A 16,671-nucleotide genomic window follows, 5' to 3' on the forward strand; every position below is an offset into this window, starting at 1 on the left:
AGCCGCGGGCACCGCGGCATGCCGACGAGACGCCCCTGCGCGGCGTCCAGGAACACGGTGAGGTTCCGACCCACAAGGCAGTGAGCCCGTCGGCGACCGTGCGGATGCGCGGGCGGTCGAGGACCAGCCCCCCGGTCGATGGGAACTTCCGCACGATCAACCGGTTCTCGGTGACATTTCGTCGTGGTGGGGTTCCCCGGCCAGGTCGAACGTCCAGGCCGGCCGCAAGGTGACGTCGAGGCCACTCACGACCGCGTGCGGCGCAGGCCGGCGCTGCTCCAGTAGCACGACATGCTCGCGTGCCACGGCGATGAGCGTCAGCCAACCGGAGAAAGGGGCAGAGGCAACCACCCGGCCGGTGCCCGGGTCGATCATCTCGACGACCCACTCGGTGCCGAGCTGGGTCCAGAGGTCGCGCTTGGTGGCGCTCGCGCAGACGAGCAGGGCGCGCAGGAGCTGCCGCGCACACAGCGGCTGGTCCCGGTCGAGCCGCCACCGCTGCCGGCCCGTGGCCGGGTCGAGCCCGTGGATCGCCATCGCGTCGTAGCCGTTGGCGTCGGCTGTCAGCACGACCAGGGTGCCGGCCGCGTCCACCACGAAGCCGGCCTCGACCGAGCCGTCGTAACCCGAAGACAGCGTGGGCTTCCACAGATCCAGCCGCAGGAAGCCGGCCGTCGCCTCCCAGACCATCGCCCCCGTGCCTCCTTGGAGCGCCGGGGGTCGCGGTGGGCGTCAGCACGGGCAGGGGCGTCCACGGGGTGCCGGACACGGTCGGGGCGAACGTGGGCAGGCCCGGCCCCTCGTCCTCGCTCGGGCCCGACCTGCGGAGTGCGTCCCCGAGGGGCAGGGCGGCGAAGACAAGGAGTACCACCAGAGTCCCGGTCAGGGCCTTCCGCCACCACGGGGACAACGGTGGCCGTTGCGGAGCCGGAGACCCCAAGCCCGGATCAGCCGCAGGCGCGGGCGGCTGCGGCGGGGCCGCCGAGGACACGGGCGGGACCCAGGCATCCGGACGCTCCGGGGGTGGCTGCTGGTCGGGACGGCCGTGGGGTTCGGTCATAGCGCCTCCTCGCCCGGAGTCTACGAGAGCGCTCCGACAAAGGGGCCGCGCATCACCAGGTGTGCGCGACCGCCCCCGCCAGCAACCACCGATCGCCGGTGCGGCGCCACGTCTGGACGAACGCCAGTCGCCAGCGGTTCCGCCCGCCGTACACGGACGCGTCGGTCACGATGCGGCCCCGTAGGGTCGCCATGTCACCGGCCACGTCGATCACGGGCTCGCCCGCCTCGTCGACCGAGTGGTAGACGAACTGCCCCTGCCCCATCTCCGCTAGCCACCCCGCCTTCGGCTGCTCATAGCCCGAGATGTGGGTCAACGTGGAGTCGTCGGCCAGAAGCGCGTCCAACGCCGCCCGGTCACCGGCGCGCATGGCCGCCAGGTAGCGGCCATAGGCCGATCGGACGCCGGCGGCGTCCGCGTCGCTGGTCACGGGCGGACGAGGGACTTGATCGCCCGGCGCTCGTCCATGGCCGCATAGGCCTCGGCGATCTCGGAGAGGGGCAACTCCAGATCGAAGACGCGGCCTGGGTTGATCGTCCGCGCGAGAACGAGGTCGAGCAACGCAGGCAGGTAGGCCCGCACGTGTGCCGGACCGCCCTTGATGCCCTTGTTGTCCCAGAACAGCTGGCCGAGAGGTAGATCGCCGTGCGGGATGCCGAGCAGACCGATGTCGCCGCCCTTGCGGCAGGCGTGGACGGCCGTGAGGCGGGCGTCCTGCGTGCCGACGCACTCGATGACGCAGTCGGCGCCGATGCCGTCGGTGAGCTCCTTGACCCGGGCGATACCGTCGTCTCCCCGCTCGGCGACGATGTGGGTGGCGCCGAACTCATGCGCGACGGCCTGCCGGTCGGCGTGGCGGCTGAGGGCGATGACGGTGCTGGCGCCCATCGTGGCTGCGGCGAGCACGGCGCACAGGCCCACGGCACCGTCGCCGACGACGACCACGCTGCTGCCCGGCTGGACGCGGGCGCTCACGGCGCCGTGCCATCCCGTGCACATGACGTCGGACAGGGCGAGCAGGCTCGGGATGAGGTCGTCGTCGACCGGTCCGGGAACCACCACGAGCGTGCCGTCGGCGTTCGGGATGCGGATCATCTCGGCTTGGCAGCCTGCGTAACCGCCGCCGTTCTCACAGTTGCAGGTGGCACCCTTGCGGCACGTCGCGCACCGCCCGCAGCTGTGGGTGAAGCCGCCGACGACGAAGTCGCCGGGCTTCACTGTGGTGACCGCGTCGCCGACCTTTTCGACGATGCCGACGTACTCATGCCCGATGGGGGTCGGCTCCTGCACCTCACTGATGCCGCGGTAGCGCCACAGGTCCGAGCCGCAGACGCACGCCGCAACGGTGCGGATCACGGCGTCGGTGGGCTGCTCGATGGTGGGTTCTGCGCGTTCCTCGTAACGAACGTCGCCGGGTGCGTGAATGACTGCTCCGAACATGGTCCCATTCCATCGCGTCGGCGCTGGCAGCGGAAGAGCGCTGACGGGTACGGCCGGTGCCTCCTTCGGCGGCGGCCGCTCGGCGCCGCCGACTGCGGCCATGTTCACACTCACGGAGCACTGAAACGATCACGGTGACGTGTCAGCGCCTCCTGAGTGTGAACTTGGCCGCATCTCCGGCGCCGACCATGTCGATTCCCACGCCTTCCATCCGTCATCGTGGTGAGGTCGCGATCGCGGCCCGGAACCTCGAGGAGGACACGATGAAGTACCTGGTCTTGTTGATCGGCAACGGCGACGAGCCCGACTGGGAGACCCTGAGCGAGGCGGAGCAACACGCAACGATGCAGAAGTTCGAGGACTTCGGGACGGCATGCGCCGACCGGGAAGGCGTCGAGATCCTGGCCGGCGAGGCCCTGGGCGGCCCGAGGTCGGCCACGGTGATGCGGACGCGGTCGGGCGAGGTGACCCTCACCGACGGTCCCTATGCCGAGTCGGTCGAGCAGTTGGGTGGGTTCTACCTCGTTGAGGCGCCCGACCTCGACGTGCTCGTCGACCTGCTGCGGTGCCTGCCCGCCTACGACCTGCAGATCTCCCCGGTCATCGATCCGTTCTGATCCATGCCGGCGGAGACACTCGAGCGTGTGGTCCGCGAGGAGTGGGGGCGCCTCATCGCCCTGCTCCTCGCGGAGTCGCGCCGCCTCGACCTCGTCGAGGACGCCCTGGCGGACGCGGTCGAGGCGGCCGCCCGGCGCTGGCCGGCCGACGGCCCCCCCTCGAACCCGCAGGCGTGGTTGCTCACCGCCGCCCGCCGTCGCATCGTGGACCGGCTGCGGGCGGAGGCGATCCACCGCCGCAAAGCGCCGCTCCTGATCACCGATGCCGCAGGGGAGCAGGAGGTGAGGCCCGCCCGCGAGCCGACCCCCGAGGAGGAACTGCTGCAGCTCGTGATCCTGTGCGCGCACCCCGCCCTGACCCGAGCGTCGGCGAGCGCCCTCGCCCTGAGGCTCGTCCTCGGGGTGACCACGGCCGACATCGCTCGCCTCTTTCTCGTCCCCGAACCCACCGTGGCTGCCCGCCTCACACGGGCCAAGAAGAAGATCATCACCGCGGGGATCCCGTTCGGCTCGGTCGGGGCGTCCGACCTGCCCGCCCGGCTCGACGGCGTCGCCGAGACCGCCTATCTGGCGTTCACGGCCGGGTATGCCCCCGGCAGCGGGCCTGATCTACTGCGCACCGACCTCGCCGGCGAGGCGATCCGCCTCGCGCGCGTGTGCCTGCGGCTCTGCCCCGGCGAGCCGGCGCTGGTCGCTCTCGTGGCCCTCATGCTCGTCCAGCACTCCCGCCGCGACGCTCGCGTGGACGCCGAGGGCCACCTCGTTGTGCTGGCCGACCAGGACCGGTCGCGGTGGCATGCCGACGAGATCGCGGAGGCGCGGGCTCTACTCGCCCACCCCGCCCTCCGCGCCCCCGTGGGAGCCCTGGCAGCCTCCTACGCACTCCAGGCCGCGATCGGCGCAGAGCACGCGGCGGCGGAGTCGGCGGCTGTCACCCGCTGGGACCGCCTCGTCGCGCTCTACGACCAACTCCTGCGGGTCGCACCCACTCCTGCCGCCCGTCTTGCCCGCGCGGTGGCTGTCGGCGAGGCGTCCGGGCCGGAGGCCGGCCTGGCGGCCATGGCCGGTGAGTTGCCCGCCAACCACCGGACGCCAGCGGTGCGCGCCGAACTACTCGCCCGGGCGGGGCGCCCCGAGGCGGCCCGCGCCGCCTTCGACGACGCGCTCAGGCGGTGCGACAACGCGGCCGAGCGCGACCACCTCGAGCGCCGCCGGGCGGCGCTTCCTTGAGCGCTACGCGTCGGGCTGGAGCGGGCCGTAGTACCAAGACGCCGTGACGCCGCCGTCGATGAGGAAATCGCTGCCGGTGATCCAGCGGCCGGTTTCGCCCATCAGGAACGCCCCGAGGGCCCCGATCTCATCAGGAGTGCCCGCCCGGCCGGCGGGCGAGAGCTCGAGCATCCTGCGGTAGCCGGCGCCACGCGGGCCGGTGAGTTCGTCGCGGGCCAACGGGGTGATGACGATGCCGGGGCTGATGGAGTTCACGGTGGCACCGCGTTCGCCCCACCGCACCGCCTCGCCCCGCACCCGCAGGGCGTTGCCCCGCTTGGCGAGCTGGTAGGCGTGCAGCGTGTCGGTCACCACGTCCTCGGAGAGGAACGGCAGCGCCAGCAACGCGTCGGCGGGCGTGGTGGCGAGCAGCCGGTCCTGCTCGGCGGTGAGCGCCGGGAGCCGGTGGCCGGACTGGGAGGCGATGACGAGAGCCGAGCCGCCGGGCGCGATCACCTCGCCGAACTCCTCGAAAACGACCGCCGAGCCGTACAGGTCCACCTTGAGGATGGCCGACACCGGCGCCTGCGACGGGGAGACGCCGGCCGCGTTGATGACGCCCGTCACGTCGCCGGCACCGGCTGAGCGCTGGGCGAGCGCCCGCACCGATTCCCGCGACGACACGTCCACCGTTGTCGCCTCCGCGTCGAAGCCAGCGTTGAGGAAGACCTCGGCGGCGGCGTCCGCGTTCTCCTGGCGCAGGTCGGCGAGGATCACCTTCTTCCCCGCCCCGATCCTCCGAGCGATCGCCTGCCCGATCAGTCCCGCTCCGATGACGACGACCACCTCACCCATTCCAGGGCTCCTTTCGCTCTTCTCCAGTGAAGCGGGTCCCTGGCCCCCGCGGGACCGAACCGCCGAACCCATCCTCGCCGTCCCTGCTCAACCGAGGAGCGGCCGTCTCAACCGAGGGAGAAGCCGCGCAGGAGCAGGAGGTTGAGGACCGTGAGTGCCGCGAACGCCAGCAGCCCGCCGACGGGGATCCGGGGCAGACCGAGCGGCTGGTCCGGCTCTTCCGCGGCGAGGCGGAGGAACAGGAACGACATCGGGGCGAACACGGGCACCGCGAGGCCCGCAGCCGTGATGGCGATGCGCTCGCCCACCGTCAGGTCCATGCCGGCCAGCGCCATCCACAGCTGCCCGAGGCCGACGTTGACAGCGCTCGCGAGCAGCCACGGCCAGAACGCGAATGCCCACTGCCGGGCCCCATCGGTGCCGGCGTGCCTCCGGAGGTGGGGCGCGAAGAGACGCGCCGCGAAGAACTGTAAACCGACGCCCACCGCGCACATCGCGAGGACAACCCCCCATGGCCAGCCGAGCAGTTCGGCCGCGGTCGCCGTGTCTCCGGCGCCGAAGGGGGTGATGACCAGGTAACCGACACCCTCCATGATCGAGGTGAACGCGAACCACAGCCAGAGCAGATGGCCGAAACCGCCGCGCCGGGCCAGCGGCTGCCACGCCACCAGAGCGAAACCCGAGACGAGGCTGAACGCGGGAGCGGCCAGCGCGGCGATCGCCCGCTGCTCCGCGCCGAGCGCGCTGGCGTGCGTCACGCCGAAGGGATACAGGACGGAGCGTCCGCCCAGCGCGACGCCCGCGACGAGGTGGACGACCTCGTGCAGGAGGACCATCAGGCCGGCTCCGAGCACGGCCGCGACCACGCTGTTGACCAGGATGGTGCGGGGCGACTCGAACGCGGGCATGCGGGAGGCGGCGGCGGTCTGAGGTGGCACGGGGGTCATCAGGGCTCCAAGGGTCGGCGGGGTCGGGGCACCGGTGGGCTCGCGCACACCCTAACCACCCGGCCTGACGTTTGGGAATGGCCGGCGGGCCGCGTCAGCCCCCCGCCAGCCTGACCAGCGCCGCGGCCAGCGCCCCCACGAGCACCACCACGATGTAGGGCGCCCGCAGCCACAACGCCACCGCGGCGGCACCCAGGGCAGCAACGCGGGCGTCCAGCACCAGCGCCTGCCCGGTGACGACCGTGTTCACCACCACGAGCGAAGCCAGCAGTCCGGCCGTCATGCCGGTGCTCACGGTGCGCACCCACGGCTGGTCGAGCCACGCCTCGGGCAGCAGGTAGCCCGACAGCTTCGTCAGGTAGGCGAGGAGGCACGCCGCCAGCACCCACCCCCACAGCTCAGTCACGGGCCCTCCGATGCTGCCAGACGGCGATCACCGCGGACGCCGCCGCCGCCAGGATGATCGGGATGCCCGGCGGCACGAACGGCACCGCGACGAGCGTGACGAACGCGGCCACCACGGCGACGACCACGGGATCGCGCTGGCGCAGCCGGGGCCACAGCAGCCCGAGGAACGCGGCCACCGCCGCCCCATCCAACCCCCACGCCGCCGGATCGCCGAGGGCAGACCCGATCAGCGCCCCGACAAGGGTGAACGAGTTCCACAGGATCCAGACGCCGACGCCGGCGGTCCAGAAGCCGCGGCGTTGCTCGGCCGGATCGAGCTGGGCCGCGGCGGTGGCCGTCGACTCGTCGATCGTCAGGTGCGCCTGCAGCGGCCGCAGCGCCCACGGTGGCTTGAGCAGCGCGTTCAACTGCACCGCGTAGACCGCGTTGCGCACGCCCAGCAGGGACGCCGCCGCGAACGCCGCCGGCAGCGTGCCCCCGCCCGAGACCACGCCGATGAATGCGAACTGCGACCCGCCCGTGAACATCAGGGCGCTCAGCGCGCACGTCTGCAGGACGCTCAGGCCCGACGCGACCCCCAGCGCGCCGAACGAGATGCCGTACAGCCCCACCGCGAGGGCGATCGACACGCCCATGCGGACGGCGGGCGTCATCCTGGACGCGGCGGGTGCGGTGGTCACGGAACCCAAGGTAAACGCAAGTAGGCTGGTGCGCGCCCCGCGTCCGTCCCCCGAGGAGGAGCACATGATCCAGCCCAGCCGGCGCCAAGTCCTGGCCGCAGGCCTCGCCGTCGCCGCGGGATCGCTGGCCGGGTGCTCGACCGACGTGGTGGTCGCGCGCGGCGACCGGGCGAACGCCCCGACCGCGCCCTACCCCGACCCGGGCAGCATCGCCCCGCCCCGCATCGACCTCGCCTCCCTCCCCGGCTACACCCCGCCCACCGACGAGGGCGGCGGAACCTACTCCCGGGAGTTCGTGGACGGGCAGGGGCGCGTCCGCTGGCAGATCCTCGACGCCGACCACAACGTCATCCCGCACTACACCGCACCCGAGGACGTCGTCTTCGGGCCGCCCGCCACGTACAACCAGCTGCCCGGGGTGCTCAACTTCCGGGGCAACAACTGGCGCACCGGCGGCTCCTACGGCACCCCCCGCATCACCGAGCGACGCCTCGAGCGGGTGTGGGAGAAGCAGACCGGGCGCGTCCGCGGCGAGGGGTCGTACTGGCCCGGCGCCGGCTGGACCGGCCAGCCGCTGCTCGTCCAATGGCCCCGGGAGACGAAGGTCGCGATGGGACTGGACGCCCGGTTCGTCGACGACGATGGCTTCGTCGAGGTGATCTACCCCACCTTCGAGGGCAAGATCTACCGGCTCGATCTGGCCACTGGCGACGAGACCCGCCCGGCGATGGAGGCCATCTGGGGATTCAAGGGGACGGCGTCCGTCGACCCACGCGGCTACCCGCTGCTGTATGCGGGGCAGGGGCTCAACGACCGCAACGGCACCATCGGTCCGTGGCGGTGGCGCGTGTTCGACCTCATCGCGAACGAAGAGGTGTGGCACCTGCAGGGGCTGGACCCGTCGTCCCACCGGCCCGACTGGGGGGCGTGGGACTCCAACGTCCTGATCGAGGTGAACACCGACACCGCCATCGAACCCTCCGAGAACGGGCTCATCTACAAGCTGAAGCTGAACACGTCGTACGACCCGGGGGCCGCGCGGGTCGAGCTCGCGCCCGAGATCACCCGCCTGCGCTACAACGCCGACTCGAGCCACAAGTACGGCATCGAGAACTCGGCGGTCGCCTACGGGAACCTCATGTTCGCCGCCGACAACGACGGCCACCTGTTCTGCTGGGACGCGACCAGCCTCGAGATCGTCTGGATGACCCACGTCCACGACGACACGGACGCCTCGCTGATCCTCGACGTGGAGCCGGACGGCGGCGTCTACCTCTACACGGGCAACGAGGTCGACATCCGCGGGCAGAACGGCGGCGAGCGCATCTGCAACGTGCGCAAGGTGAACGCATTCACCGGGGAGTTCGTGTGGCAGTTCGACATCCCGGCCTACTACGAGGCCATCAACGGCGGGTTGATGGGGACGCCGATGGCGGGCACCGGCCCGTCCGCCGACCTCATGTTCTTCAACCTGGCCCGGACGACCGCCCCGCGCGAGGGCACGCTGGTGGCGCTCGAGAAGGCGTCCGGGAACGTGGTGTGGCGCCGGCACCTGTCCGACTACTCGTGGAGCTCGCCCGTCATGGTGACGGCCGAGGACGGGGCGCAGTACGGCGTCCTGCCCGATTCGGGCGGCACACTGCACCTCTTCGACGTGACGACCGGGCTCGACGTGGCCAGCCTGCAGGTGTCGGGCGGGCTGAACGTGGAGGCGACGCCCAGCGTGTTCAACGGGACGATGGTGTTCGCCGGCTACGACGCGAAGATCCACTGCATCAAGGTGGTGTGAGCCCGGGTCCCCTGACCCGAACAGGGGCTACAGTCGCGGGTCGACCGGCTCGGATTCCAGGGCCAGCACGGCGAACACCGCCTCGTGGATGCGCCACAACGGCTCCCCCGCCGCCCAGCGGCGCACCGACTCCAACCCCAGCGCGTACTCGCGCAGCGCCAGCGACCGCTTCCGGCCGAGGTTGCGCTCGCGCAGCCGGCTCAGGTTCGCGGGCTCGGTGTAGTCGGGGCCGTAGATGATGCACAGGTACTCCCGGCCGCGCACCTTCAGCCCCGGCTGCGCCAGCCCGCCCTTGCCCGTGCGGCTCAGGTTGGCCAGCGGCTTCACCACCATGCCCTCCCCGCCGGCGTCGGTCAGCTCGGTCCACCACCGGACGCCGTCAGCGCAGCTGGCCTCCTCGCGCGTCCGCACGAGGCAGCGCCGCGTCGGCCGGAACAGCTCCGGGTCGGCGGCCACCAGCCGGTCGGCGACGTCGAGGTGCCACGCATGGTCGCGCTCCGCGAAGGTCGCCGAACCCGCGGCCAGCACCTGAAACGGCGCGAGTTGCACCCCGTCCAGCCCCGCCGTCGGCCACGCATAGCGCTGCCACGCCGCCTCGTAGGCCCGCGCGTTCTGCAGGCGGGACGCCGTCCGCGCGGCCAACGCGCCCACGTCCAACCCCCGCGCCGAGGCCGCGCCGAGGGCGTCCAGCGCCACCGGCAGCGCCGCGAGCGCGGCCGCGCCCACCGGGGCATAGTGCTCGCGCAGCAGCGGGCCGGCCTTCACCGACCACGGCAGCAGCTCGGCGTCGAGGAGGAACCGGTCAGCGCCCCCGAGATCCACCCCCGCGCTCGCCCACGCCGAGCCCACCCGCTCGAGCAGCATCGCGGTGAGGTCGGCGTCGAAGAATGCACGCCCGGTCCGCGTGTACACCGCGCCCCCGCCGGGCTCCACGAGCAGCACGGCCCGCGAGCCCATGTGCTTCTCCTCGCAGATGACCTCCTCGATGCCCCACTCGGCGTACTGCGCGAACGCCTCGTCGGGGTGCTCGAGGAAGCCCTCGCGCCGCGACGTCGACACCGGCGCCATCGTCGGCGGCAGGTATGCGACGAGCCGCGGGTGGAGGGCGAACCGGCTCATCACCTCCAGCGCCCCGGCGGCGTTCTCGGCGGAGATCGCGACCCGGCCCAGCTCGGCCGTCTCCACCGACCGCTGCCCGATGACGTCGCTCAGCCGCAGTTCGTCCTCGCCCCGCTCCGCCGACGCCGCTCCGAACGGCTTCACCGGCTCGTAGTGGACGGCGACGGCGTCCACGCTCACGGTCTCCCGTTCGGGCCACCGCAGCGCCGACAGGCGGCCACCGAAGACGCAACCCGTGTCGAGGCAGAGCGTGTTGTTGACCCACTCCAAGCTCGGCGTGGGCACGTGACCGTAGGCGACGACCGCCCGGCCGCGGTACTCCTCGGCCCACGGCACCCGCACCGGCAGGCCGTACTCGTCGGTCTCGCCGGTGGTGTCGCCGTAGAGCGCGAACGACCGCACCCGCGCCGAGGCACGGTTGTGGTAGGCCTCCTTGAGGCCAGCGTGGGCCACGACGAGGCGTCCGGAATCGAGCACGAGGTGCGCCACGAGACCGTCGGCCCACGCGCGCACCTGCTCGCGGAACCCGGCCGGTTCGGCGTCCAGCTGGGCCAGGGTCTCGGCGAGACCGTGGGTGCGCTGCACGTCACGCCCGGCCAGCGCCCGGACGAGTTTCGCCTCGTGGTTGCCCGGCACCGCGAGCGCGTGGCCCGAGGCCGTCATGCCCATCGCGAGCCGCAGGACGCCGACGCTGTCGGGCCCGCGGTCGACGAGGTCGCCGACGAAGACGGCGGTCCGGCCGGCCGGGTGGGCGGCGTCGCTCGGGCGGCCCTGCTCGTCGCGGGTCACGGCGTAGCCGAGCCGGCCGAGCAGCGCCTCCAGCTCGGTGAGGCACCCGTGCACGTCGCCGATGACGTCGAACGGCCCGGCGAGGTGGCGCAGGTCGGAGCGCAGGGGCTCGCGCACGATCGTGGCGGCGTCCACCTCGTCTTGCGTCGTGAGCACGTGGACGTGCCGGAAGCCCTCCCGCCCCAGCCCGCGCAGAGACCGCCGCAACTGGCTCGCCTGCCGCTTGATCGGGCCGTCGCCGAACGGCCGCTCCGGGCGGCTCCGGTTGCGCTCGATGGCTGTCTGGGTGGGCACGTCGAGCACGATCGCGACGGGCAGCACGTCGTGGTCGCGCGCGAGCTGTACGAGGTGGGCCCGCGCCTCGCGCGTCACGTTCGTCGCGTCGACGACCGTCAGCAGCCCGCGGCGCAGGCGCGTGCCGACGATGCTGTAGAGCACCTCGAACGCATCAGCGGAGGCCGCCTGGTCGTTCTCGTCGCCGCTCACCAGGGCGCGGCAGAAGTCCGAGCTCACCACCTCGAACGGCGCGAACGCCCGGGCGCCGAACGTGGTCTTGCCCGAGCCGGAGACGCCGATCAGCGCGATCAGGCACAGCTCGGGCACCAGCAGGGCACCGGCGGCGTGGGTCGCGGTCACGGAGCCTCCCGGGAGAACAGCGCGAGCTGGGTGGGCGTGCCGAGGTCGGGCAGCTCCTCACCGACCCCGCGCAGGGCCACGGTGTAGCCGCGGCGCGCGGCCACCCCCTCGGCCCAGGCGGCGAACTCGGCGCGGGTCCACTCGAAGCGGTGGTCGGGGTGCCGCAGCTCGTCGGGGCCGAGACCGTAGGCGGCGTTGAACTCACGGTTCGGCGTCGTGACGACCACGTGCGTCGGGTGCGCCGCCCCGAAGACGGACGCCTCGAGCGCGGCGAGGCGGTCGGGGTCGAGGTGCTCGACGACCTCGACGAGGAGGATGGCGTCAAAGCCGGCCAGCGCGTCGTCGCGGTAGGTGACCGAACCCTGCCGCAGGGTCACTTTGGCGCGCTGACTGTCGGAGAGCCGGTCGGGGTTGAGGCGGCGCTCGGCGCGGGCGAGCTCACGCGGCGACACGTCGACGCCGACGACCTCGGTGAACGCCGGGTCGAGCGCCAGGGCGCGCACGAGGACGCCCTCGCCGCAGCCCAGGTCGACGACGCGCCGGGCGCCCACCTCGGCCAGGACGGCCAGGACGGCCTCGCGGCGCAGCGTCGCCAGCGGCGTCCGGGTGGTGGGCGTGGGCGGCGTGTCGGCGTCCGGCTCGTCGGGGACGGTGGGCGCCGCGTCGAGGGCGTCGAGACGGGCGCGGGCGTCGGCGACGTAGCTGCGCTGGACGCCGACGAAGCGCTCGGTGATGAGCGCCCGTTCGGGGTGGGTGGCCAGCCACCCCTCGCCGCGGCGGATGAGCTTGTCGACCTCGTCGGGGCTGACCCAGTAGTGCTTGGCGTCGTCGAGCACGGGCAGCAGCACGTAGAGGTGGGCCAGGGCGTCCGCGAGCCGCAGGCGTCCGCGCATAGTGAGGTCGACGTAGGGAGACGGCCCCCACGCCGCGTCCGGCCCGTCGGAACCGGCGCGCAGCGGCGGCTGGGTGGCGTCCACCTGCCAGCCGAGGGGTTCGAAAAGAACCCTGACCAGGGCCGTTCCCGCGCGCGGGTCGGTGCGCGACGGGCGGGCTGACAGCGCGGGCACGCGGATCTCCAGCGGAAGGGGGGACGCCGCCAGCTCGGGCCGCGCGTCGCAGCGCCCGTTGAGGGCGGACTTGAACACGCGACCGAGTGCCACGGCGAGCAGCGAGGACGCGGCGTAGGGTCGGTCGGTCACGTAGTCGACGAGCGTGGCGCCCGCGCGGTCCCGGCCGCGGACGAGGCCGACGGGGTCGACCTCGAGCAGCAGCGCGCAGGTCGCCCGGTCGGGCTCGTCGTGGGGGTAGAACACCGTCGCCGTGCCCACCGGCAGCTCGAACGTCTGGACCCGCTCGGGGTGTTTGTGCAGCAGGTAGCCGAGCCCGGGGGCGTCCGGGCCGCTCAGCGTCACCGTCAGCAGCACGGCTCCATCCTGCCACCCGTCCTCAGCTGCGCCAGGTGCGCCAGAGGTGGGCGTACTCGCCGTCGGCGGCGAGCAGGTCGTCGTGGGAGCCCAGTTCGGCGATGCGTCCGTCGATGACGACGGCGATCCGGTCGGCGTCGTGGGCCGTGTGGAGGCGGTGCGCGATGGCCACGACCGTCCGGTCGCCGAGCAGCGCTGCCATGGATCCCTCGAGATGGCGGGCCGTCCGCGGGTCGATGAGCGAGGTCGCCTCGTCGAGCACCAGCGTGTGCGGGTCGGCCACGACCAGCCGGGCCAGCGCCACCTGCTGGGCCTGCGCCGGGGTCAGCTCGGTGCGCCCGTGGCCCAGCAACGTGTCCAACCCCTCGGGCAGCTTGGCCACCCAGTCGCTCGCGTCGACGGCGTCCAGGGCGGCCGTCACGTCGGCGTCCGTCGCGTCGCCCTCACGGGCGAGCACGACGTTGTCGCGCAGCGACCCCACGAACACGTGGTGCTCCTGCGTCACGAGGCACACCTCGGTCCGCAGCACGGGCAGCGGCAGGTCCATGACGTCCACGTCGCCGACGCTCACCACGCCGGTCCGCGGGCGGTTGATGCCGGCCAGGAGGCGTCCGAGCGTCGACTTCCCCGACCCCGACGGGCCGACGATGGCCAGCCGCTCCCCCGGGCGCAGCGCCACGTCGACGCCGTGCAGCACGTCGTGATCGGCCCGGTAGGCGAAGCGCAGGTCGCGCCCCACGAGGTCGGACGCCGCCGGTCGCGCCTCGCCGGGGGTGCGGTCGTCGGGCACCTCGGCGACGCCGAGGAGGCGCGTCGTGGCGGCGACGCCCACCTGCAGGTGGTCGAGCACCTGGATGAGCCGGTCGAGCGGGCCGACGAGCTGCTGCAGGTAGATCGCCGCCGTCGTCACCTGGCCGACGGTGACCAGGCCGGCGTCGAAGCCCCACGTGCCCAGCAGCACCACGAGCACCAGGGGCACCTGGAACGCGAAGTCGAGCCAGATGAACAGCAGGTTCCGCAGGCTCATCGTGTAGCGCTCGGCCTGCGCGGACTCCTCGATGTCGTCGTCGAGCCGGCGCTGCCGCAGCTCGGCCAGGCCCAGCGCCTCGACCGTGCGGGCGCCTTCGACCGTCTCGGTCATGGTGGCGTTGATCGTGCTGTAGGTGGCCGACTCGGTGATGTACCCCGAGATCGCGCTCTTCAGGTACGCCCGCACGGCGAGGGTGAGCATCAGCGCGCTCAGCAGCAGCGGCAGCGTGAGCAGCCACGAGTTGAGCAGCAGCGCCACGACCGTCAGCACGACCATGGTGACCGACGTGACCAGGTAGGGCAGCGACCAGCGGACCGTGATGCTCATCTTGTTCACGTCCGAGGTGATGCGCGTGATCAGGTCGCCACTGGAGGCCGCCTCCACCTTCCCGAGCGGCAGGCGCAGGACGGTCTCGACCACGTGCTCGCGGGCGGCGGCGAGCAGGTCGTAGCCGAGCACCGCGCCCGCGCGCTTCGCCGCGAAGGTGAACAGCGCGTTGGCGAGCACCACGGCGAGGATCACCAGCAACACGGTGTCGGTCTGCGCCAGGGACGCCCCCGCCGTGGCTTCGTCGACGAGGTCGCCGATCATCCGCGGCACGACGAGCGCCGCCGCGGCGGCCAGCACGTTGAAGCCGATCATCGCGGCCAGCGCGCGGCGCCGCGTCCGCAGGAGCTCCCCGACGAACACGAACGCCTTGCGGGAGCGGGCGACCGGCAGGCCACGCTCGGGGCTACGGGAATCCGCGAACACCGTGCGAGCATGCTCGGCGCGCTCGTGGTGCCGCTGCTTCCAGCGCGCGAGGCGTTCGGACGCCGGCAGGCTGCGGTCCACCCGCAGGGAGTCGGGCACGCGGGGCGGCACGGCGCCCTCGCGCCAGGTCTCGGCCGAGCCGGCGAGGCGCTGGTCGAGGAGGTCAGTCATCGGAGTCCTCCATGCCGCGTGCCACCACGCGGCGGTAGTCGTCGCGGGCGAGGAGGTCGACGTGCGGCCCGCGCGCCACGACGCGGCCGGCCTCGAGGAAGGCCACCTCGTCCACGGCGTTGAGCACGAGCGGCGAGACGGTCGTGACGACCGTCGTCCGCCCCTGCCGGTGGGCGGCGAGCCGAGGCGCGATGGCGGCCTCGGTGTGCGCGTCGACCGCCGAGGTGGGCTCGACGAGGCAGAGCACGTCGGCGTCGCTGAGCAGCGCCCGGGCCAGGACGATCCGCTGCCGCTGCCCGCCGGAGAGGCCCCGGCCCTTCTCGTCGATGCGGCCCTGCCAGCCGCCCGGGAGGGCGTCGAAGACATCCTCGGCGCAGGCGGTGATGAGGGCGGCCTCGGCCTGGGCCCGGGTGTGCGTGCCCCACGGGTCGACCGTCTCCTGCAGGGTGCCGGCGAAGAGCATCGCCGAGGTGTCCGAGACGACGACCCGGGCCCGCAGCGAACGCAGGTCGACCTCGGAGAGGTCCAGGCCGTCCGCCGTGACGCCCCACGGCTGCGCCGCACGAGCGGCGTCCGCCTCGGCCTGCGCGGCGCGCTGGGCGCGGCGCTCGGCGAGCGCGCGGCGGTGGGCGCGGCCCTTCAGATCGTCGTCCTCGCTCGTGGCCTCGGCCGTCGCGATGGGCGGCAGGTAGCGGCCGAGCCGGTCGACAAGGGCGGCGGCGGCGTCCGTATCGGCGGAGACCACCGCGAGGAAGCGCCCCGGGGTGACGGTGAGGCCGGAGCGCTCGTCGTGCAGCGTGGGCACCCGGTCGAGCTGGACGCCTCCGGCGCGCCAGGGGGCCGGCTGGGAGAACAGGGTGGAGGTCTTGGCGGCCGCGACGAGGCCGGCGATCCACTTCTGGGCGAAGTCGAAGAACGTCTGCAGCGGCCAGAGCATGTAGAGGGCGTAGCCGACGAAGCTGATGAGCTGGCCGACGGTGAGGCGTCCGGCGTGGAGCTCGTGCGTGCCGAGCCAGGCGAGCAGCACGAGCAGGCCGCCCGACAGCAGCACCGAGATGGCCTCGACCACGCCCTGCCACGTGCCCACCCGCACGCCGAGGAACCGGACGCGCTGCGACTGGCGCGCGTAGTTGGCGCCGAACGTGGCCTCGCCCCCGATGCCGCGCAGGATGCGCAGGCCGGCGACGATGTCGGTGGCCAGCGAGGTCAGCTCGGAGTTCTGGGTGCGCTCGGCGCGCTGGGCGGCGCTGAGTGGGCGCAGGACGGGGGTGGACGCCGCGAGCATGAGCGGCGACACGGCGAGCACCACGAACCCGAGCAGCGGCGAGGTGGTGAACATGAGGGCGCAGACGAGGCCGAAGGCCAGCAGCGAGCCGAGGGCGCGGGCCACGACCTCGATGGTGGCGCCGAAGGTGTCGGAGTCGGACGAGCTGACGCTCAGCACCTCGCCCGTCGGGACGCGGCGGCCCAACACGTGCCCGAGGCGTCCGGTGGTGCGGCCGACCCGCTTCTGGGTGCCGTAGAGGGCGATCAGCCAGCTGCGGACGACGATCGTGTGCTGCCAGATGCCGCCCGCCGACCCGAGGATGATCGCGACCAGCAGCAGCGCCGCCCAGCCCACCGTGGCCCACGGGTCGCCGCCGAGGATGCCGGCGTCGATGGCCTTACCGAGCAGCCACGGCGACAGCACCGCGGGCAGCTGCCAGGCGACGATGAGCAGCGCCATCCACGTGACGACCACGCC

The 16,671-nt window shown here is 72.9% G+C and carries 13 protein-coding genes and 1 pseudogene; 3 read left to right on the plus strand and 11 right to left on the minus strand.

Annotation, left to right across the window (positions count from 1 at the left end; translation table 11 throughout):
- Nucleotides 1-156: 156 nt before the first annotated feature.
- From Q1K57_RS07725 to Q1K57_RS07735, 3 genes and pseudogenes are all read right to left on the minus strand, one after another.
- A pseudogene (locus Q1K57_RS07725) lies at nt 157-702 on the minus strand (hypothetical protein); the annotation flags it as partial.
- 410 nt (nt 703-1,112) lie between these two features.
- Entirely contained in the window at nt 1,113-1,490 is a 378-nt protein-coding gene (locus Q1K57_RS07730; protein ID WP_300080597.1) for a nuclear transport factor 2 family protein, read from the minus strand.
- Nucleotides 1,487-2,500 (minus strand): zinc-dependent alcohol dehydrogenase family protein, encoded by a 1,014-nt coding sequence (locus tag Q1K57_RS07735; RefSeq protein ID WP_300080599.1) that lies wholly within the window; start codon nt 2,498-2,500, stop codon nt 1,487-1,489. Before Q1K57_RS07735 ends, Q1K57_RS07730 begins: the two co-directional genes overlap by 4 nt.
- Before the next feature lie 263 nt (nt 2,501-2,763).
- Here Q1K57_RS07735 and Q1K57_RS07740 point away from each other — a divergent pair, with 263 nt between their 5' ends.
- Together Q1K57_RS07740 and Q1K57_RS07745 are read left to right on the plus strand one after the other, a co-directional pair.
- Nucleotides 2,764-3,117 carry a YciI family protein gene (locus tag Q1K57_RS07740; RefSeq protein ID WP_300080601.1) on the plus strand — a complete coding sequence of 118 codons (354 nt, stop codon included), beginning with the start codon at nt 2,764-2,766 and terminating at the stop codon, nt 3,115-3,117.
- A 3-nt stretch (nt 3,118-3,120) separates the two neighbouring features.
- Nucleotides 3,121-4,347, plus strand: coding sequence for a DUF6596 domain-containing protein (locus Q1K57_RS07745; protein WP_300080603.1), 1,227 nt, complete (start codon nt 3,121-3,123; stop codon nt 4,345-4,347).
- A 3-nt stretch (nt 4,348-4,350) separates the two neighbouring features.
- Here Q1K57_RS07745 and Q1K57_RS07750 read toward each other — a convergent pair whose 3' ends face one another.
- From Q1K57_RS07750 to Q1K57_RS07765, 4 genes are all read right to left on the minus strand, one after another.
- Nucleotides 4,351-5,181, minus strand: a complete 831-nt coding sequence (locus Q1K57_RS07750; protein WP_300080605.1) for an SDR family oxidoreductase — start codon at nt 5,179-5,181, stop codon at nt 4,351-4,353.
- A gap of 107 nt (nt 5,182-5,288) precedes the next feature.
- Complete coding sequence (locus Q1K57_RS07755) at nt 5,289-6,128, minus strand: hypothetical protein (RefSeq protein ID WP_300080607.1); 840 nt, start codon at nt 6,126-6,128, stop codon at nt 5,289-5,291.
- Nucleotides 6,129-6,222: 94 nt separating this feature from the next.
- On the minus strand, nt 6,223-6,534 hold the full coding sequence (locus Q1K57_RS07760) for an AzlD domain-containing protein (RefSeq protein ID WP_300080608.1): 312 nt from the start codon (nt 6,532-6,534) through the stop codon (nt 6,223-6,225).
- Complete coding sequence (locus tag Q1K57_RS07765; protein ID WP_300080610.1) at nt 6,527-7,216, minus strand: AzlC family ABC transporter permease; 690 nt, start codon at nt 7,214-7,216, stop codon at nt 6,527-6,529. The genes Q1K57_RS07760 and Q1K57_RS07765 overlap by 8 nt, the downstream gene beginning before the upstream one ends.
- 64 nt (nt 7,217-7,280) lie before the next feature.
- On the opposite strand from Q1K57_RS07765, the gene Q1K57_RS07770 reads away from it, so the two are divergent.
- Nucleotides 7,281-9,005, plus strand: a complete 1,725-nt coding sequence (locus Q1K57_RS07770) for a PQQ-binding-like beta-propeller repeat protein (RefSeq protein ID WP_300080612.1) — start codon at nt 7,281-7,283, stop codon at nt 9,003-9,005.
- A 27-nt stretch (nt 9,006-9,032) separates the two neighbouring features.
- On the opposite strand, the gene Q1K57_RS07775 is transcribed toward Q1K57_RS07770, so the two are convergent.
- From Q1K57_RS07775 to Q1K57_RS07790, 4 genes are all read right to left on the minus strand, one after another.
- The gene (locus tag Q1K57_RS07775; protein WP_300080614.1) at nt 9,033-11,549 is read right to left on the minus strand and encodes a polynucleotide kinase-phosphatase; all 2,517 of its coding nucleotides are present in this window, start codon (nt 11,547-11,549) and stop codon (nt 9,033-9,035) included.
- Nucleotides 11,546-12,973 carry a 3' terminal RNA ribose 2'-O-methyltransferase Hen1 gene (locus Q1K57_RS07780; protein ID WP_300080616.1) on the minus strand — a complete coding sequence of 476 codons (1,428 nt, stop codon included), beginning with the start codon at nt 12,971-12,973 and terminating at the stop codon, nt 11,546-11,548. The genes Q1K57_RS07775 and Q1K57_RS07780 overlap by 4 nt, the downstream gene beginning before the upstream one ends.
- A 22-nt stretch (nt 12,974-12,995) precedes the next feature.
- Complete coding sequence (locus Q1K57_RS07785) at nt 12,996-14,927, minus strand: ABC transporter ATP-binding protein (protein WP_300080618.1); 1,932 nt, start codon at nt 14,925-14,927, stop codon at nt 12,996-12,998.
- A partial coding sequence (locus Q1K57_RS07790; RefSeq protein WP_300080620.1) for an ABC transporter ATP-binding protein occupies nt 14,920-16,671 on the minus strand: 1,752 nt, incomplete at its 5' end. The genes Q1K57_RS07790 and Q1K57_RS07785, both read right to left, overlap by 8 nt.

Source organism: Propioniciclava sp., assembly GCF_029977985.1.
In the GTDB taxonomy this organism is placed as follows: Bacteria; Actinomycetota; Actinomycetes; order Propionibacteriales; family Propionibacteriaceae; genus Propioniciclava.

Bases quoted from the DNA above. Each gene is read 5' to 3' on its own strand.
- Q1K57_RS07750 (WP_300080605.1), bottom strand. From the start codon at position 5,181: ATGGGTGAGGTGGTCGTCGTCATCGGAGCGGGACTGATCGGGCAGGCG.
- Q1K57_RS07785 (WP_300080618.1), bottom strand. From the start codon at position 14,927: ATGACTGACCTCCTCGACCAGCGCCTCGCCGGCTCGGCCGAGACCTGG.
- Q1K57_RS07745 (WP_300080603.1), top strand. From the start codon at position 3,121: ATGCCGGCGGAGACACTCGAGCGTGTGGTCCGCGAGGAGTGGGGGCGC.
- Q1K57_RS07740 (WP_300080601.1), top strand. From the start codon at position 2,764: ATGAAGTACCTGGTCTTGTTGATCGGCAACGGCGACGAGCCCGACTGG.
- Q1K57_RS07770 (WP_300080612.1), top strand. From the start codon at position 7,281: ATGATCCAGCCCAGCCGGCGCCAAGTCCTGGCCGCAGGCCTCGCCGTC.
- Q1K57_RS07735 (WP_300080599.1), bottom strand. From the start codon at position 2,500: ATGTTCGGAGCAGTCATTCACGCACCCGGCGACGTTCGTTACGAGGAA.
- Q1K57_RS07755 (WP_300080607.1), bottom strand. From the start codon at position 6,128: ATGACCCCCGTGCCACCTCAGACCGCCGCCGCCTCCCGCATGCCCGCG.